Consider the following 18,283-nt stretch of genomic DNA (forward strand, 5'->3'; position numbering starts at 1 on the left):
ACCTCATCTTTATATTTTAAAATTCTTTAGCCCAATAACCTTTAAAAAGTAGAGATGTACTTTACTTTTTTAATAAAAATTAGTTGCCGCTGTTAATTAATTACCGTAATTTTGGCTGCGTTAAATGAACAAGGCTATTTATAAGCTCGTTATTAGATCAATAAAGAAACAACTAAATAAACAAAATTATGGCTGAAGCAATTGACATTCGCGAACTAAACGAACGAATTGAAAGACAAAGTGCGTTCGTAACCAACTTAATGACTGGTATGGACCAGGTTATTGTAGGTCAGAAACATTTGGTAGAATCATTACTTATCGGTTTACTGTCCGATGGTCATATCCTGTTGGAAGGTGTCCCAGGTCTGGCAAAGACTCTGGCAATCAAAACGCTTGCATCTTTGATTGATGCCAAGTACAGCCGAATTCAGTTTACTCCTGACCTGCTGCCCGCCGACGTTATCGGTACCATGATTTATAGTCAGAAAGACGAACAATTCATAGCAAAGAAAGGCCCGATTTTTGCAAACTTCGTATTGGCCGATGAAATAAACCGTGCTCCGGCTAAAGTACAGAGTGCTTTGCTGGAAGCCATGCAGGAACGTCAGGTCACACTGAGCAAAGAAACCTTTATGTTGCCCGAACCTTTTCTGGTAATGGCTACCCAGAACCCGATTGAACAGGAAGGCACTTATCCGCTGCCCGAAGCCCAGGTAGACCGTTTTATGCTGAAAGTTATTATCGACTACCCGAAATTGGAAGAGGAAAAGAAAATCATCCGCCAGAATATCACCGGAGAAAAAATCGAAGTCCGCCCCATCTTGAAAGCAACAGATATTATGGAGGCCCGCAAAGTGGTACGCCAGGTTTATCTGGATGAAAAGATAGAGCAGTACATCGCTGATATCGTATTTGCCACCCGTTTCCCTGAAAAATATGATTTGAAGGAACTGAAAGACATGATTGGTTTCGGTGGCTCACCGCGTGCATCTATTAATCTGGCATTAGCCGCACGCAGTTATGCGTTCATTAAGCGTCGTGGCTACGTAATTCCCGAAGACGTTCGTGCGGTTGCTCACGATGTGCTTCGCCACCGTATCGGCTTGACTTACGAAGCAGAGGCCATGAATATGTCTTCTGATGAAATTGTAAGCAAAATTTTGAATAAAGTGGAAGTGCCTTGATCAAAAGCGGAAACTGCAATCATTCCCTCGTTCTCTCTATAAGAACATATTGAATTCTGCCAATATATTGAAGGCGGAAGTTTAAGCAAATATAGTAAGTGAGAGTATAAACAGGCTAAGAAGCTGGGGGACAATGATAGAAATTGGGGCTCCCGCGATTATGGGGAACACAGCTTATAGTTGTGAAGAATACTCTTATAATCGTGCGGAGTATCGCTATAGTCGGGGGGGAACCAAACATATTGGTACAAGATATTTTTCTCATCATATAAGAAACAGGAAACCTGTACCTATGAAAGAATAAACAACATAGTACGAACAGTATAGTATGGAAACAAGTGATTTATTAAAACGGGTTCGCCAGATTGAAATCAAGACACGCGGACTTTCGAACAATATCTTTGCCGGACAGTATCACTCTGCATTCAAAGGCAAAGGTATGTCATTCTCGGAAGTACGTGAATATCAGTATGGTGACGATGTCCGTGATATCGACTGGAACGTAACCGCCCGCTACAACAAACCCTTTGTCAAGGTGTTTGAAGAAGAGCGTGAGTTGACGGTTATGCTCTTGATTGATGTTTCGAACAGCTTGGATTTCGGTACGGTGAGGCAGTTGAAGAAGGATATGGTGACCGAGATTGCCGCTACATTGGCATTCTCGGCCATTCAGAACAACGATAAAATCGGAGTTATTTTCTTTTCAGACCGGATTGAGAAATTCATCCCGCCCAAGAAAGGACGTAAACATATTCTTTATATCATCCGCGAACTGCTTGATTTCAAGCCCGAAAGCAAGCGTACGGACATAAAGATGGCTGTGGAATATCTGACCAACGTAATCAAAAAACGCTGCACCACCTTTATGATGAGCGACTTTATAGACGAAAACGACTTCCGTAACGCATTGACCATTGCCAACCGGAAACATGATATCGTTGCCATTCAGGTATATGACCGCCGTATGGCCGACTTGCCCGATGTGGGATTGATGAAAGTGCGCGATGCTGAAACCGGCCACGAACAATGGATTGACACCTCGTCACGAGCCTTGCGCCGCGCACACAATGACTGGTGGAAACAACGCCAGGGAGTGCTGAATGAAACATTTACCAAAAGTAATGTGGACTCTGTATCCATCCGCACCGACCAGGATTACGTGAAATCGTTGCTTAACTTATTTGCTAAACGAAATTAAAGGACATGAATATACTGAATACTAGCAAAAAGTTCTTGAAAGTAGGAGTTTGTGCAGCCATGCTGATGTCAGCCGGACAAGCACAGGCACAGCAGGTTACGGTAGATGCCAGTATCGACTCGCTGCAACTTCTCATTGGGGAACAGGCCAAGGTGAAACTGGAAATCAGCATGGATGCCAAGCAGAAACTGCAACTCCCATTCCTGCGTGATACGCTGGTAAAGGGAGTGGAGATATTGGATATAGCCAAGCCCGATACCCAAATGCTGAACGATGGAAAACGCATGCTGATAAAACAGGAATATACGATAACTTCTTTTGACTCTGCACTTTACTATCTTCCTCCATTCGAGATAATGGTAAACGGAGAGCCTTACCGGTCCAAAGCGCTGGCCGTAAAAGTATATTCCATTCCGGTGGACACGCTGCATCCCGAACAGTTCTTCGGACCGAAAACCGTTCGCGAAGTACCTATCACCTGGGATGATGTATCGGCCATCGTATGGCTTACCTTGCTGATGCTTGCTTTGGGCGGACTGGCTTACTATCTGTTTGTACGCTACAAGGATAACAAGCCTATCATCAAGAAGATCAAGATTGAACCGAAGTTGCCGCCACACCAGCAGGCGCTGAAGGAAATAGAGCGTATCAAAGGAGACAAAACCTTGCGTACAGCCGATCCGAAGGCCTATTATACTGAGTTGACGGATGTACTCCGCACCTATATGGAAGAACGATTCGGTTTTAATGCCATGGAGATGACTTCATCCGAAATTATTGATAAACTACAGGAAATCAACGACAAAGAATCTATCAAGGATTTGATGTATTTGTTCCAGACTGCCGACCTGGTGAAATTCGCCAAGCATTCTCCTTTGATGAATGAAAACGATATGAACCTGGTAAACGCAGTAGATTTTATCAACCATACGAAAGTGGAACCGGACCCGAATGCAAAGCCCGAACCTACGGAAATCACTGTAGAGGAAAAGCGCAGCAAACAGGGAAGAGTGATTCTGCTGGGCAGCATCGGCGTCATTGTTATTGCCATTGTGGTAATTCTGTACAAGGTGCTGAGTGGTATATACAACCTCTGGTTTTAACAAATAAATACTAGAAACAATGATTTTTGCAAATATTGAATATCTATTCCTGCTGGTTCTGCTCATACCTTATATAGTATGGTACGTCATGAAGCGGAAGAAAACCGAGCCTACGCTCCAGGTTTCTACCACACGCATGTACATGAAGGCACCCAAAAGCTGGAAGATTTACTTGCTGCATGCCCCGTTCGTACTCCGCACAGTGGCCATCATCATGGTAATTCTGATCCTGGCACGCCCTCAAACCACAGACAACTGGCAGAATACCGAAATAGAAGGAATCGACATCATGCTGGCAGTGGACGTTTCTACCAGTATGTTGGCCGAAGACTTGAAACCCAACCGACTGGAAGCTGCCAAACAAGTAGCCTCCGAGTTTATCAACGGCCGCCCCAATGATAATATCGGTCTGACCATCTTTGCCGGTGAAAGCTTCACCCAATGTCCGTTGACGGTAGATCACGGGGTGCTGCTGAATCTGTTCAACAGCATCAAAGGCGATATCGCCCAGCGCGGACTGATTGAAGATGGTACTGCCATCGGTATGGGCATTGCCAATGCGGTGACCCGTCTGAAGGACAGCAAGGCGAAATCGAAAGTGATTATTCTGCTGACAGATGGTAGCAACAACCGTGGAGATATTTCTCCGCTGACGGCTGCCGAGATAGCTAAACAGTTCGGTATCAGAATCTACACCATCGGTGTCGGTACAAACGGAACTGCCCCTTATCCGATGCAGACCTATGCGGGAACGCAATATGTGAATGTCCCTGTTGAGATAGACGAAAAGACTTTGACCGAGATTGCAGGTACGACGAACGGAAATTATTTTCGTGCCACCAGCAATTCCAAGTTGAAGGAAGTCTATCAGGAGATTGACAAACTGGAGAAAACAAAGTTGAACGTGAAGGAATTCAGCAAACGCGAAGAAGAATATCAGGTATTCGCCTGGGTTGCTTTCTTCTGCATCTTGCTCGAACTCTTGTTGCGCAACTCAGTATTAAAGAAAATACCTTAAAACAAGAAAGTCATGTTTCGATTTGCAGACCCGAACTTTTTATATTTGCTCATCCTGTTGCCGTTTCTGGTGGCGCTGTATTTGTACTCCAATTACCACCGCCGTCAGAATATCCGCAAATATGGTGATCCGGCATTGCTGAAAGGGCTCATGCCGACTATCTCCAAGTATCGCCCTGACATCAAGTTTTGGCTGACTTTTGCTGCGTTGACATTGGTTATACTGATGTTGGCCCGTCCACAGTTCGGCTCAAAGATGGAAACGGTGAAGCGAAGTGGGGTGGAAGCTGTCATTGCCTTGGATATTTCAAACTCTATGCTGGCAGAAGACGTAACCCCCAGCCGTTTGGACAAATCAAAGAAATTGATTTCCAGACTGGTAGATACATTCAATAATGATAAAGTGGGATTAATTGTTTTTGCAGGTGATGCTTTCACGCAATTGCCCATCACAAGCGATTATGTTTCCGCCAAAATGTTCCTGGAAACCATTAATCCGTCATTGATAACCACACAGGGTACTGATATCGGTGCAGCCATCCGTCTGGCCATGAAGAGTTTTACTCCGCAAGAAGGAGTGGGACGCGCCATTATCGTCATCACCGATGGTGAGAATCATGAGGGTGGGGCGGTAGAAGCAGCCAAAGAAGCGGCCGAAAAAGGTATGCAGGTATTTGTGCTGGGAGTAGGTTCGCCGGATGGTTCTCCTATTCCGGCAGAAGACGGCAGCAATAATTTCCGCCGCGATAAGGATGGAAATGTTATCGTCACCCGCTTGAATGAGCAGATGTGTCAGGAAATAGCCAAGGCAGGTAACGGAATGTATATCCGCGTGGACAATACTAACTCTGCCGAGAAGGTATTGAACAACGAGATTGCCAAACTGTCAAAAGCCGATGTCGAAAGTCAGGTTTATACTGAATTTGATGAACAGTTCCAGGCTTTGGCATGGCTGGTGCTTATCCTGCTAGTGGTAGAAATGCTTATTTTGGAACGGAAAAATCCGCTTTTCAAAAATGTCAGACTATTTAAATAAGGAATGCTTATGTTACAGAAAACCTATATCACTCTGTTGTTCTTGCTAGCGGCAGGCAGTGCTTTTGCCCAGAAGACAGAAAGAGATTATCTGCGCAGCGGAAACAAGCTGTATAACGACAGTTTGTTTATCAAAGCGGAGGTAGACTATCGTAAAGCATTGGAAATGGACCCGAAATCGACAGATGCCATGTTCAATCTGGGAAACTCGCTCCTGATGCAGCAAAAAGCAAAGGAAGCGATGGAACAGTTTGAATCTGCTTCGAAGGTAGAGAAGGACAAGGATAAACTGGCACAGATTTATCATAACATGGGAGTTATCCTTCAGTCGTCCAAGCAATATCCGCAGTGTATAGAGGCCTATAAGGAGTCTCTGCGGAACAATCCGAAAGATGATGAAACTCGTTATAACTTGGCTTTGGCGCAAAAGCTGCTGAAAGACCAGCAACAAAATCAAGACCAGAACCAGGATCAGAATCAAGATCAAAAACAAGATCAGAAGGACGACAAAAAGGATCAGAACAAAGATCAGCAAGAACAGGATAAGAAAGACCAACAAAACCAGAATCAGCAGCAACAGCAGCAGAACAAGGACGAAATGTCTAAAGAAAATGCCCAGCAATTGTTGAACGCTGTGATGCAGGACGAGAAGAATGTGCAGGACAAAGTTAAAAAACAACTGCAAATTCAAGGAAAGAAGTTGGATAAAGACTGGTAATTTCTTAATTTTGGCAAATAAAAAAATAATTAGATAGCAATGAGGAAAGTAATTCTCTTATTCATATTAATAACATCGGTACTCGGAGCATGGGCAGACGGAAATGTGACGTTTACCGCTTCTGCGCCAGATGTAGTAGTAAGTGGGGATCAGTTCCGGTTGACTTATACGGTCAACACTCAGAAAGTCAGAGATTTTCGTGCACCTAACATCAAGGGGTTCGATGTCTTAATGGGACCAAGCCGCTCACAACAGAGTAGTACACAGATTATAAATGGCAATGTTACCTCTACCAGCTCCATTACTTTTACTTATATTTTGATGGCTGATAAAGAAGGAACTTACACCATTCCTGGTGCTACTATTGTGGCAGATGGGCAAAGCAAAACTTCAAATTCCGTACAAATCAAAGTTCTACCGCCTGATCAAGCGAATGGTGTTGGCGGTGGAAACATTAGTGGTGGAAGGGCTTCTTCACGTAGTCAGGCTGCTGGAAGTAAAATAACCAATCAAGATTTGTTTATTACCGCAACAGCAAGTAAGACAACTGTTTATGAACAAGAAGCCATCTTGTTGACATACAAGGTCTATACTTTGGTAAACTTACGCCAACTGCGTGGTGACATGCCTAAACTAACCAACATTTACGTACAAGAAGTGGAACTTCCTCAACAAAAGAAATTCTCACTGGAACATTATAACGGAAGGAACTATAATACCACCGTCTGGAGTCAATATGTTCTTTTCCCCCAGCAATCAGGAAAAATAGAAATTCCGGCTATTACCTTTGAAGGCGTTATAGCTCAACAGGTTGCCTCAGATGATCCTTTTGATGCTTTCTTTAATGGGGGAAGCAACTATGTAGAAGTAAAGAAAAACATTGTTACCCCTAAATTGGCCATCAACGTGAAAGCATTGCCCAATGGCAAACCAGCTGATTTCTCCGGAGGAGTAGGGGAGTTTACTATCAGTTCGTCTATCAGTACAAAAGAACTGAAGACTAATGATGCTGTAACCATAAAGCTAATCATATCTGGTACAGGTAACTTGAAGTTGGTTAATACTCCGGAAGTAGCTTTTCCCAAGGACTTTGAAGTATACGATCCGAAGATTGACAATAAATTTACATTAACTCGTGAAGGTTTGTCAGGCAATAAGGTGATAGAATATTTAGCAATTCCAAGGCATGCCGGTAATTTCACTATTCCGCCTGTCGAATTCTCCTATTTTGACTTAAAAAGCAATAGTTATAAAACAATAAAAACAGAGGTTTATAATCTAAAAGTAGAAAAAGGTGCTGGAAATGCAGATCAAGTAATTGCAGACTTCACAAACAAGGAAGATTTGAAAGTATTGGGGCAAGACATTCGCTACATCAAAATGGGGGAAACGAATCTGACTCGTAAGGGAGATTTCTTTTTCGGTTCAGTAGCATACTATTTATGGTATATCATTCCATTGATTCTCTTCATTGTTTTCGTAATTGTCTATCGTAAGAAAGCTCTTGAAAATGCAAATGTAGCCAAAGTTCGTACTAAAAAAGCGAATAAGGTGGCTACTAAGCGTATGAAAAATGCAGGTAAATTATTAACTGAAAACAAACAAGAAGCATTCTATGATGAAGTGTTGAAAGCACTTTGGGGATACATCAGTGATAAGTTGAATATTCCGGTTTCTCAATTGTCTAAAGATAATATCGAAGACGAATTGACCAAATATGGAGTCGCTCCCGAACTGATAAAGGACTTCATCGGAACATTAAATGAATGTGAGTTTGCCCGTTATGCTCCGGGTAACCAGAATGAAGCTATGGATAAAGTATATTCTTCAGCTGTTGAAGTCATCAGTAAAATGGAGAATAGTATAAAACACTAAATCAAAGGAGATTATAACAATGAAGAAAATATATTTCATTTTGATATTCCTGACAGGTTTCATCACAGCTTACGCACAGAATGGCTCTGATACTGCACAGGTTGCTGTTCAAGTCGAAATGCCACAAGATGCTGCCATACAAGATCTTCTAACAAAAACAGAAGCTGATAGTGCATACATAAGGAACGATTTTGCAACTGCCGTAGAGATATATGAGAGTATATTAAAAAACAAGGGAGAATCTTCCGATATTTATTATAATTTGGGCAACAGTTATTATAAAATGGATAACATAGCCAAAGCTGTCCTCAATTATGAACGCGCCTTGTTGTTAAGTCCGGGAAACAGTGATATTCGTTTCAACTTAGAACTGGCTAGAGGCAAAACAATAGATAAGGTGACTCCTCCTAGTGAAATGTTTTTCATTACTTGGACTCAATCACTTATTAACACAATGAGTGAAAAGGCATGGGCATATACAGGTATTATCATGTTTATACTGATGATATTGGCATTATCTTTATTTGTTTTTGGGAAACAAGTAGTTCTGAAGAAAGTAGGATTTATTTCAGCAATCTTTTTCTTTTTAGTGACTATTTTAGCAAATATATTTGCCTCAGAACAAAAAAATGAGTTAATTAATCATGATAACGCTATTATAATGGCTCCTAGTGTTACAGTCAAAAGTACTCCCAACCAAAGTGGCACAGACTTATTTATTCTTCATGAAGGCAGGAAAGTGATGATTAAAGATAATACCATGAAGGAGTGGAAAGAAATTAAATTGGAAGACGGTAATGTGGGATGGGTACCTACCAGTGTTATTGAAATCATTTAAAACATAGTCAATCAATGGATATACAACAGTACATAGCAGCAGATCAAGAATTACTACTGAATATGAACGGAAGCCAATCTTTGTTTTGGGACGGATTCATGTGGGTAGCGACCAGTACGATTGTATGGGTACCTGTGGCTGCTATGCTGTTATATATCATCATTAAAAACAATAAGATCCAAGAAGCATTATTGACTATTGTTATGATCGCCTTGGTCATAACTTTGGCAGATCAAATAGCTTCCGGTTTCTGTAAACCATTTTTTGCACGTTTCCGCCCAACACAAGATCCCAATATTATGTATATGGTTGATATTGTAAACGGATATAGAGGAGGGCGATTTGGTTTTATATCCAGTCATGCTGCCAACACATTTGCTATTTCTGTATTTTTATCTTTATTAATTAAAAGGAAATCTCTTACTTTTATGCTTCTTTTTTGGGCAATGCTCAATTCCTATTCTAGGATATATTTAGGAGTGCATTATCCAGGAGATATTCTTTTTGGTACTATAGAGGGTTGCCTCACAGGGTATTTGATTTATCTTCTTTATAAGTTCATTCAAAAAAAATTCTTTTATAAACCACGTTGTATCTCTAATCAATATACTGCTAGCGGTTATTTAATTAGTGATATTAATTTATTTTACGTAATTCTTCTTTCTACTTACTTTTTCATCATTATTGCAGGTATAATTGTGACTCATACACTCAATCTGTAATTGACAAATTAACTACTACAAATTTACATGTAGACAAAAATAGCATGAAAATATTTGTTTTATGCATTTTTTTGACTAAGTTTATACCATGATTTAAGAAATTCACTTTTATAACTAAATTTAATACATTATGAGAACAATAACATTTAATGAACTGCGCAGAATCAAAGATTCATTACCTAGTGGAAGCATACACAGAATCGCAGATGAACTCAATATGACCGTAGAAACTGTACGTAACTTTTTTGGTGGACACAATTTCAAGAATGGTAAAAGTGTTGGAATTCATTTGGAACCGGGACCAGATGGTGGACTAGTAATGCTAGACGATACAACTGTTCTTGAAAAAGCCCTTCAAATATTGAGAGAAACTGAAGAAAAAATAACGCAAGAAGCGTAATATAAAATCCCGGTTGAATGCAACATTCAATTGGGATTTTTTGTTTAACTTGAAAATCACTTAAAATATAGAATTATGGAAGATAAATTGGTAACCTTGGCAATCCTCACTTATGCTAAAGCTCAGATTTTAAAGAATGTACTTGAGAATGAGGGAATTGAAGCGTACATTCATAATGTGAATCTTATTCAGCCTGTCATATCTTCTGGGGTAAGATTAAGAATTAAAGAAAGCGATCTGCCACACGCTTTGCAGATTATAGAAAGTTCTGCATGGCTTTCAGAAGATATAGTCAAAGGGAAGGAGAGTTCCTCAGAAAAAAACAAAGAGAAAAGAAAAGTACTTATCCCTGTAGACTTTTCAGACTATTCTCTCAAAGCCTGTCAATTTGGTTTCTCTTTTGCTCATACTATTAATTCAGAAGTTGTGCTTCTACATGCTTATTTTAGTCCTATTTATGTGCCTACGATTCCTTACGGAACTGATAATTTCAATTTCCAGATTGAAAGAGAAGAGTCTGTAAAAAGTATGATAGAAACAGTGCACAAAGAGTTGAACAAACTTTCCGAAACAATCAAAAAGAAAGTTGAATCAGGAGAGTTTCCTAATGTAAAATATACTTGTATTTTACGTGACGGCATTCCAGAAGAAGAAATCTTACGATATGCTAAAGAGCATAATCCTCAGATAATTATAATGGGAACGAGAGGAAGAAGTCAAAAAGATATAGACTTGATTGGCAGCGTTACGGCCGAAGTTATAGAAAGAAGCAAATCCTTTGTATATGCTATTCCAGAACATACAGCATTAAAGACATTCAATGATATTAAAAAGGTGGCCTTTGTGACCAATTTCGACCAAAGAGATCTAATAGCTTTTGACTCCTTGATAAATGCTTTTAAATCGTTCCATTTTGCTGTTTCCTTCGTTCATTTGAGTACAGATAATGATGCATGGAATGAAATTAAACTAGCAGGTATTAAAGATTACTTCCAAGAACAATACTCTCAACTGGAATTACATTATAATGTCGTGAAAGAAGATAACATATTAAGTAATTTGGACAAATATGTAAAAGAAGAAAATATAGACGTGATTTGTATCACAAACTATAAACGAAATATATTTGCCAGATTGTTTAATCCTAGCATAGCAAGAAAAATGATATTCCATGCTGATACACCTATATTAGTAATAAAATAAGAGATTAGTCGAAGGGCACAGGTAAATTAGCGGTATTTGTGTCCTTTGAACTGATAACATGAAGAATGAGAATGATTATCTTTGTTTATAATTAAACATAATACTGATTATACCTGTATTTATAAGCGATAATCTACAAGTAGATTGGGGCTTTCTTTGAAATAATAAAAGGGCTGAAATCTAATCTAATGATTCCAGCCCTTTTATTATTTCAAAGTTGTTGTTGTATTAATATCCCAATTCTTTTTCCAAAGAATCATATTCAGCTCTATTTAACTTCCAATAGATATTCAGCAAATAATTTCCCCACAAAGCTTTATTGTCAGGCTTTAATTCTTTTGCCTTTTCATAATATGGTTTAGCTTTTTCATACAACTCTTTAATCTTACTTTCGTTTTCATTGTATTTAGGATCATCAATAGCTAATTTTGCATTTTCCTCAACAATAATCTGAGCTGGGAAGAAATAACAATCACCAATCTTTGAATATGCTTCAGCAACTAAATCTCCATTATTCGAAATAATCTTGTTAAATGTAACAATTGCATCATCATATTGCTTTTTTTCATACAATAAGATACCTTTTACATAAAGATAGTACGGAGTTTCGCTAGTAGCAAGCAGTTTGTTGATTTGAGCCAGACCTTCATCAACCATACCTTTTTGAATGTAATAATCCATAATATTACCTACAAAATATTCTTGCTTAGGGAACAATTCAGTACCTTCTTTGATTACTTCAAGCCATTTGGCTGAGTCACCACCTTCTTTCTGAGCATATGTTTCAGCCAAGCACATCAACGCTCTATAACCTTCCTCTTTATGATTCTTACCAATGTTACCATATTTGATGACAGCTTGATTATCTTTCAGCATATTAGCAGCTAAAGTCGCATAGCAAGCATATAATGCATTCAATGTATCAGCCTTCAATGCTGCATCATCAGCAAACATAGGTTCGTTTACTACATCAACAAACAATCCAAAATACTTTAAAGCGTCAGCATAATCTCCTTTATTGTAAGCATCGCCACCACCATTAATCAAATTCAAACGTAAAGCCTTCAAAGCATCTGCATTCTTCTTTCTGAATTTCAGTTTCTTTAATTCACCACTTTGAACCTTAGCTTGCTCTATTTCATCGCATTTCAAGTAGAAATCATACATCTTAGCTAAACTGTTATAAAGCTTAGTTGTATCAGCTTGACCTCCAGGTAAATAAAGTTTCATGTTCTCTTCATCATAAATTGCTTTCTGAAAATCTCCGGCTAATTTCCATGTTTCCGGATCATTAGCAGTCTCAGGATTAGTTAAAGCCGGTTCGATAGCTTTTGCAGCTTCTTCAGGTTTGCTTTTCAAGGATTTAGCCTCCTTAACAACACTTACTTGTGCAGACACAAAGCAAGTTGTTAACAATAAAGCCACTGTAAATAATACTTTTCTCATGATTTTGTGGATTTAATAATACAATTTATTTTATTCTTCACTATTTGCTCCGGTAGTTAAATCTGAATTAGTGATATTACCACCCTTTTCTTCAGCTGTATTTTCAGGATCTGCATTTAAATTTTCATCCGTAACCTCTTCTTCTTCAGATGTCACCTTACATACAGAACCAATTTGGTCATTACGTTTCTCCAGATTTATCAATCGTACGCCTTGAGTTGCACGTCCCATAATGCGGACCTCAGCAACTTTCAAACGAATTGTAATGCCAGATTTATTAATAATCATCAAGTCATTCTCATCGGTAACAGACTTGATGGCCACTAACTTACCTGTTTTATCTGTAATATTCAACGTTTTTACACCCTTACCGCCACGATTAGTCTTACGATAATCTTCGATATCAGAACGTTTACCATATCCTTGTTCTGAAACCACCATAATTGACTCCGTTTCAGTGTCTTTTATACAAACCATACCGATAACTTCATCACCGCCATCTTCATCCAAAGTCATACCACGTACCCCCGTAGCCGTACGTCCCATAACACGAACTGTATTTTCATGGAAACGAATTGCACGGCCATTACGGTTAGCAATAATGATTTCATTATCACCATTAGTCATGCGAACTTCAATCACTTTGTCATCCTCACGAATTGTTATCGCATTAACACCATTTTGGCGAGGACGTGAGTATTGTTCCAGCAAAGTTTTTTTAATGACACCATTCTTTGTACAGAACAGTACATAATGACTATTGATAAACTCAGTATCATTAAGATTTTTCACACGTAAATACGCTGTAACGACATCATCAGAATCAATATTCAGCAAATTCTGAATAGCACGTCCTTTGGCATTTTTAGTTCCTTCGGGAATTTCGTAAACTTTCAACCAATAGCACTTACCTTTTTGAGTAAAGAACATCATAGTATTGTGCATTGTAGCCGGATAAATGTGCTCTACAAAGTCTTCATCACGGGTCTCACTTCCCTTTGATCCTACTCCACCCCTGTTTTGGGCACGGAATTCTGAAAGAGGAGTACGTTTGATATATCCCATGTGAGAGATAGTGATAACCATTTGATCATCAGCATAAAAATCTTCTGGATTAAATTCTTCTGAAGAATATACTATTTCAGAACGACGGGCATCTCCGTATTTATCTTTTACCTCTATCAATTCATCTTTGATTACTTTTTTACAAAGTTCGTCATTCGAAAGAATTTCTTCATAATAAGCAATCTGTTTCATGACCTCTTCATACTCTGCGTGAAGCTGGTCCTGCATCAGACCTGTCAATTGTCGCAAACGCATTTCTACAATAGCACGTGCCTGAATTTCACTCAGATTAAAACGTTCTATTAAACCTGCTATGGCATCATTAGGAGTCTTTGCAGCACGAATAATACGGATAACTTCATCAATATTATCAGAAGCTATAATCAATCCTTCAAGAATATGAGCACGTTCCTGTGCCTTCCGCAAATCATACTGAGTACGGCGAATTACCACATCATGGCGATGTTCTACGAAATATCTGATTAAGTCTTTCAGATTCAACATCTTGGGACGTCCATGAACCAAAGCGATATTATTTACGCCAAACGAGGTTTGCAAAGCTGTCATTTTGAATAGTTTATTCAATACGACACTAGCATTTGCATCACGTTTAACATCAATAACGATGCGCATACCTTCGCGGTCGGATTCATCGTTTACATACGAAATACCATCAATCTTCTTATCATTAACTAAAGATGCGATATTTTCAATCAATTCCTTCTTATTCACATTATAAGGAATTTCATTGATTATGATCTTGTCATGAGTAGTATGAGTTTCGATCTCAGCCTTAGCACGCATCACCACTCTGCCACGTCCGGTTTCGTAAGCATCACGCACTCCGCTTATACCATATATATATCCGCCTGTAGGGAAATCGGGAGCTTTTACATATTGCATAAGCCCTTCGATATCAATATCATTATTGTCAATATAAGCAATACATGCATCGATTACTTCAGAAAGATTATGAGTAGGCATATTGGTTGCCATACCTACTGCAATACCGGATGCTCCATTTACCAACAAATTAGGGATTCGTGTCGGCATGACAGTCGGTTCCTGCAATGTATCATCGAAATTATTCTGAAAATCAACAGTTTCCTTATAAAGATCCTGCATCATCTCTTCACCAATTTTCTTTAGCCTTGCTTCCGTATAACGCATGGCAGCGGGGCTGTCACCGTCAACAGAACCGAAGTTACCCTGACCATCCACCAACGGATATCTCATAGCCCAGTCTTGAGCCATTCTGACCAAGGCGCCATACACGGAAGAGTCACCGTGCGGGTGATATTTACCCAAAACTTCACCTACAATTCTTGCTGATTTCTTATAAGCTTTATCGGAGGTATTTCCCAGTTCGATCATACCATATAAGATACGTCTATGAACCGGTTTAAAGCCATCGCGAACATCCGGGAGGGCGCGCGCAACGATTACTGACATTGAATAATCAATGTACGACGACTTCATTTCCTCTTCGATGTTAATCTTTATAATTCTGTCTTGTTCTAGCATTTAAACAAATATTAATTATACATCTTTTTGGTTTACCAAAAACCACGCTAAAGTACTACTTTTATACGACATACGAAACAAAACCCATAAAAAAGTTAAGTCCATTAAATGTTTTTACTTATATAAGTAAAAAGTATCCCTATACCTTATTTAATAGTATATAACGATTATCCCTCCCACTCCTCATTTACTCTTATGAATAGTTTGATGACAACCCTTATTTATACTTAATTTTTAGCTTTTCAAATCATGGCATACATTTTGTTATGATAATATAAGTAAGAAAACAATGATATGCATTATTATTATGTGTATCTTTGCACAGTGGGAAATAAATACTATTTTAGGAGGACGATAAATATATGAACAATCAATTTACACAAAGAGTGTCCGATATCATCACGTATAGTAAGGAAGAGGCCAACAGACTACGGAATTGCTATATTGGTCCCGAACACTTGTTGTTGGGACTGATACGTGAAGGTGGAGGAAAAGCTATCGAGATTTTGTTTAATTTACAAATTAATTTACAGGATATAAAAGATCAGCTGGAAAACATTTTGAAAGAGGATGTGGAAGATGACACTGACTATGACGAGGATATTAACTTTAACGGCCAAGCATCCAAAGTGTTAAAGTTATGTATTTTAGAGGCTAAGTTGATGAGAAACATTGCAGCTGACACTGAACATATTTTATTAGCAATTATGAAGGTCAAGGATAATGCAGCTTTTGATGTATTGGAAAGCAGTGGCGTAACATACGAAAAAATAAAACTCACTTTACAACCGGACACCCATGCAGGTCTGGGCTTCAGTGAAGACGAGGATGAGGATGAAGACGAAGATATACGTCAGAATCCCAGTAGTAATAAATCAAGTGCGGCACAGCAGCAGGCACGCCCGGCACAAAAAAAACCAACCAATGACACTCCTGTACTCGACAATTTTGGCACAGATATGACAAGAGCTGCCGAAGAAGGGAAACTGGATCCTGTAGTTGGCAGGGTGAAGGAAATAGAGCGGCTGGCACAAATATTGAGCCGACGTAAGAAGAACAACCCTATTTTGATTGGCGAACCGGGAGTCGGCAAATCTGCTATTGTCGAGGGGCTTGCCTTGCGGATTGTGGAAAAGAAAGTATCACGCATCTTATTTGATAAACGCGTGATAGCCCTTGATATGACCGCCGTTGTCGCAGGCACTAAATATCGTGGACAATTCGAAGAACGCATTCGTTCCATTTTGAACGAATTGAAGAAGAATCCCAACATCATCCTTTTCATCGATGAGATCCACACCATTGTGGGAGCAGGTTCTGCGGCAGGCTCAATGGATGCCGCCAATATGCTGAAACCCGCATTAGCCAGAGGTGAGATTCAATGTATCGGAGCGACAACACTGAACGAGTACCGCCAAAACATAGAAAAAGACGGTGCACTGGAACGCCGGTTCCAAAAGGTTATTGTAGAGCCGACAACTGTAGAAGAAACACTTCAGATACTAAAAAATATCAAGGATAAATATGAGGATCATCATAATGTGAACTATACAGATGCGGCCCTTGAAGCCTGTGTGAAACTGACAGACCGATACATCACAGACCGTAACTTTCCCGACAAGGCGATAGACGCGTTGGATGAAGCCGGTTCGCGCGTACATCTTACTAATATCACTGTTCCCAAAGAAATTGAAGAACAAGAGAAACTGATTGATGAAATGAAATCTCTTAAAAATGAAGCTGTCAGGTTACAAAATTTCGAACTTGCCGCCAGCTTTCGTGACAAAGAGAAAGAATATACGAACCAGCTTGATATACTGAAAGAAGAATGGGAAAAAAATCTGAAAGAAAATCGGGAAACGGTAGGTGACGAACAAATAGCCGAAGTTGTCTCCATGATGTCAGGCGTGCCTGTACAGAGAATGGCACAAGCTGAAGGAATGAAATTATTAGGAATGAAAAACGATCTGCTTTCTAAAGTTATCGGTCAGGACAAAGCAATCGCCACACTGGTTAAAGCCATTCAAAGAAGCCGTATAGGACTGAAAGATCCTAATAAACCGATTGGCACATTCATGTTTTTAGGTCCGACGGGTGTCGGAAAGACCCATCTTGCCAAGGAGTTAGCGAAACTAATGTTCGGCTCTGCAGATGCACTTATCCGCATTGACATGAGTGAGTATATGGAAAAATTCACCGTATCCCGTCTGGTAGGAGCACCTCCCGGATATGTAGGTTATGAAGAAGGCGGACAACTGACGGAGAAAGTAAGACGCAAACCTTACTCCATCGTATTATTGGATGAAATTGAAAAAGCACATCCTGATGTGTTCAACATATTGTTGCAAGTGATGGATGAAGGCCGGTTAACTGACAGTTATGGCAGAACTGTAGACTTTAAAAATACCATAGTCATCATGACGTCCAATATTGGAACACGCCAACTGAAAGAATTCGGAAAAGGAATCGGATTCGCCGCACAAGTCCGTACAGATGACAAAGAATACTCGCGCAGCGTGATTACAAAGGCCTTGAACAAGTCTTTTGCACCCGAATTCATCAATCGTTTGGACGAAATAATAACTTTCGACCAACTCGGCCTGGATGCACTGACCCAGATTATCGACATTGAACTTAAAGGTCTTTACAGCCGTATGGAAAACATTGGTTACAAGCTTGTTATTGACGAAGATGCCAAAAAGTTTGTAGCCACCAAAGGTTACGATGTACAATTCGGAGCACGCCCATTGAAACGTGCCATCCAAAACAATTTGGAGGACGGAATTTCCGAACTGATACTTGGATCGGAAATGTCGGCTGGTGATACGGTCAAAGTAAACTATGACAAAGAAAAAGACACCCTTGTCATGACTGTGGAAAAGTAAAGAGTCCAAAGTTTCTCAAAAAAGAACAGACAAAATGTCAGATACCACCGTATCTGGCATTTTTTTTGCC

Annotated in this window: 14 protein-coding genes; 12 read left to right on the forward strand and 2 right to left on the reverse strand. The window is 39.6% G+C overall.

All coding sequences use genetic code 11. The annotated features are described in order from the left end of the window. Nucleotides 1-188: 188 nt before the first annotated feature. The 11 genes from ACYQ0C_RS10505 to ACYQ0C_RS10555 all read left to right on the forward strand — a co-directional run bounded on the left by ACYQ0C_RS10505 (nt 189) and on the right by ACYQ0C_RS10555 (nt 11,293). Nucleotides 189-1,184, forward strand: a complete 996-nt coding sequence (locus ACYQ0C_RS10505; protein ID WP_005841303.1) for an AAA family ATPase — start codon at nt 189-191, stop codon at nt 1,182-1,184. 328 nt (nt 1,185-1,512) lie between these two features. Beyond that, on the forward strand, nt 1,513-2,382 hold the full coding sequence (locus tag ACYQ0C_RS10510; protein WP_016277527.1) for a DUF58 domain-containing protein: 870 nt from the start codon (nt 1,513-1,515) through the stop codon (nt 2,380-2,382). Between the two features lie 5 nt (nt 2,383-2,387). Continuing rightward, nucleotides 2,388-3,485, forward strand: coding sequence for a BatD family protein (locus ACYQ0C_RS10515; RefSeq protein WP_016277528.1), 1,098 nt, complete (start codon nt 2,388-2,390; stop codon nt 3,483-3,485). A gap of 19 nt (nt 3,486-3,504) precedes the next feature. Continuing rightward, nucleotides 3,505-4,503: a vWA domain-containing protein gene (locus ACYQ0C_RS10520; RefSeq protein ID WP_016277529.1), complete on the forward strand. Its 999-nt coding sequence runs from the start codon at nt 3,505-3,507 to the stop codon at nt 4,501-4,503. A gap of 12 nt (nt 4,504-4,515) precedes the next feature. Then, nucleotides 4,516-5,538 carry a VWA domain-containing protein gene (locus tag ACYQ0C_RS10525; protein WP_016277530.1) on the forward strand — a complete coding sequence of 341 codons (1,023 nt, stop codon included), beginning with the start codon at nt 4,516-4,518 and terminating at the stop codon, nt 5,536-5,538. A 9-nt stretch (nt 5,539-5,547) separates the two neighbouring features. Further along, nucleotides 5,548-6,255 (forward strand): tetratricopeptide repeat protein, encoded by a 708-nt coding sequence (locus ACYQ0C_RS10530; protein ID WP_016277531.1) that lies wholly within the window; start codon nt 5,548-5,550, stop codon nt 6,253-6,255. Between the two features lie 39 nt (nt 6,256-6,294). Then, on the forward strand, nt 6,295-8,130 hold the full coding sequence (locus ACYQ0C_RS10535; RefSeq protein ID WP_016277532.1) for a BatD family protein: 1,836 nt from the start codon (nt 6,295-6,297) through the stop codon (nt 8,128-8,130). Nucleotides 8,131-8,149: 19 nt separating this feature from the next. Beyond that, a complete protein-coding gene (locus tag ACYQ0C_RS10540) occupies nt 8,150-8,968 on the forward strand; it encodes a tetratricopeptide repeat protein (protein ID WP_016277533.1) in 819 nt (272 codons plus the stop codon). A 14-nt stretch (nt 8,969-8,982) separates the two neighbouring features. Continuing rightward, nucleotides 8,983-9,690 (forward strand): phosphatase PAP2 family protein, encoded by a 708-nt coding sequence (locus ACYQ0C_RS10545; RefSeq protein WP_016277534.1) that lies wholly within the window; start codon nt 8,983-8,985, stop codon nt 9,688-9,690. A gap of 130 nt (nt 9,691-9,820) precedes the next feature. Next, the gene (locus ACYQ0C_RS10550; protein WP_016277535.1) at nt 9,821-10,090 is read left to right on the forward strand and encodes a hypothetical protein; all 270 of its coding nucleotides are present in this window, start codon (nt 9,821-9,823) and stop codon (nt 10,088-10,090) included. Nucleotides 10,091-10,165: 75 nt separating this feature from the next. After that, the gene (locus ACYQ0C_RS10555; protein WP_016277536.1) at nt 10,166-11,293 is read left to right on the forward strand and encodes a universal stress protein; all 1,128 of its coding nucleotides are present in this window, start codon (nt 10,166-10,168) and stop codon (nt 11,291-11,293) included. 228 nt (nt 11,294-11,521) lie between these two features. On the opposite strand, the gene ACYQ0C_RS10560 is transcribed toward ACYQ0C_RS10555, so the two are convergent. Together ACYQ0C_RS10560 and gyrA are read right to left on the reverse strand one after the other, a co-directional pair. Further along, nucleotides 11,522-12,739: a tetratricopeptide repeat protein gene (locus ACYQ0C_RS10560; RefSeq protein WP_016277537.1), complete on the reverse strand. Its 1,218-nt coding sequence runs from the start codon at nt 12,737-12,739 to the stop codon at nt 11,522-11,524. A 30-nt stretch (nt 12,740-12,769) separates the two neighbouring features. Next, a complete protein-coding gene (gene gyrA / locus ACYQ0C_RS10565) occupies nt 12,770-15,328 on the reverse strand; it encodes a DNA gyrase subunit A (protein WP_016277538.1) in 2,559 nt (852 codons plus the stop codon). A 362-nt stretch (nt 15,329-15,690) separates the two neighbouring features. Here gyrA and ACYQ0C_RS10570 point away from each other — a divergent pair, with 362 nt between their 5' ends. After that, nucleotides 15,691-18,213, forward strand: a complete 2,523-nt coding sequence (locus tag ACYQ0C_RS10570; protein ID WP_016277539.1) for an ATP-dependent Clp protease ATP-binding subunit — start codon at nt 15,691-15,693, stop codon at nt 18,211-18,213. Nucleotides 18,214-18,283 lie beyond the last annotated feature (70 nt).

The sequence above is a fragment of the Phocaeicola sartorii JCM 17136 = DSM 21941 genome (assembly GCF_054653615.1).

Excerpts from the sequence above, each read along its gene's own strand:
- ACYQ0C_RS10505 (WP_005841303.1), top strand. The coding sequence starts at position 189 with ATGGCTGAAGCAATTGACATTCGCGAACTAAACGAACGAATTGAAAGA.
- ACYQ0C_RS10510 (WP_016277527.1), top strand. The coding sequence starts at position 1,513 with ATGGAAACAAGTGATTTATTAAAACGGGTTCGCCAGATTGAAATCAAG.
- ACYQ0C_RS10515 (WP_016277528.1), top strand. The coding sequence starts at position 2,388 with ATGAATATACTGAATACTAGCAAAAAGTTCTTGAAAGTAGGAGTTTGT.
- ACYQ0C_RS10520 (WP_016277529.1), top strand. The coding sequence starts at position 3,505 with ATGATTTTTGCAAATATTGAATATCTATTCCTGCTGGTTCTGCTCATA.
- ACYQ0C_RS10525 (WP_016277530.1), top strand. The coding sequence starts at position 4,516 with ATGTTTCGATTTGCAGACCCGAACTTTTTATATTTGCTCATCCTGTTG.
- ACYQ0C_RS10530 (WP_016277531.1), top strand. The coding sequence starts at position 5,548 with ATGTTACAGAAAACCTATATCACTCTGTTGTTCTTGCTAGCGGCAGGC.
- ACYQ0C_RS10535 (WP_016277532.1), top strand. The coding sequence starts at position 6,295 with ATGAGGAAAGTAATTCTCTTATTCATATTAATAACATCGGTACTCGGA.
- ACYQ0C_RS10540 (WP_016277533.1), top strand. The coding sequence starts at position 8,150 with ATGAAGAAAATATATTTCATTTTGATATTCCTGACAGGTTTCATCACA.
- ACYQ0C_RS10545 (WP_016277534.1), top strand. The coding sequence starts at position 8,983 with ATGGATATACAACAGTACATAGCAGCAGATCAAGAATTACTACTGAAT.
- ACYQ0C_RS10550 (WP_016277535.1), top strand. The coding sequence starts at position 9,821 with ATGAGAACAATAACATTTAATGAACTGCGCAGAATCAAAGATTCATTA.
- ACYQ0C_RS10555 (WP_016277536.1), top strand. The coding sequence starts at position 10,166 with ATGGAAGATAAATTGGTAACCTTGGCAATCCTCACTTATGCTAAAGCT.
- ACYQ0C_RS10560 (WP_016277537.1), bottom strand. The coding sequence starts at position 12,739 with ATGAGAAAAGTATTATTTACAGTGGCTTTATTGTTAACAACTTGCTTT.
- gyrA (WP_016277538.1), bottom strand. The coding sequence starts at position 15,328 with ATGCTAGAACAAGACAGAATTATAAAGATTAACATCGAAGAGGAAATG.
- ACYQ0C_RS10570 (WP_016277539.1), top strand. The coding sequence starts at position 15,691 with ATGAACAATCAATTTACACAAAGAGTGTCCGATATCATCACGTATAGT.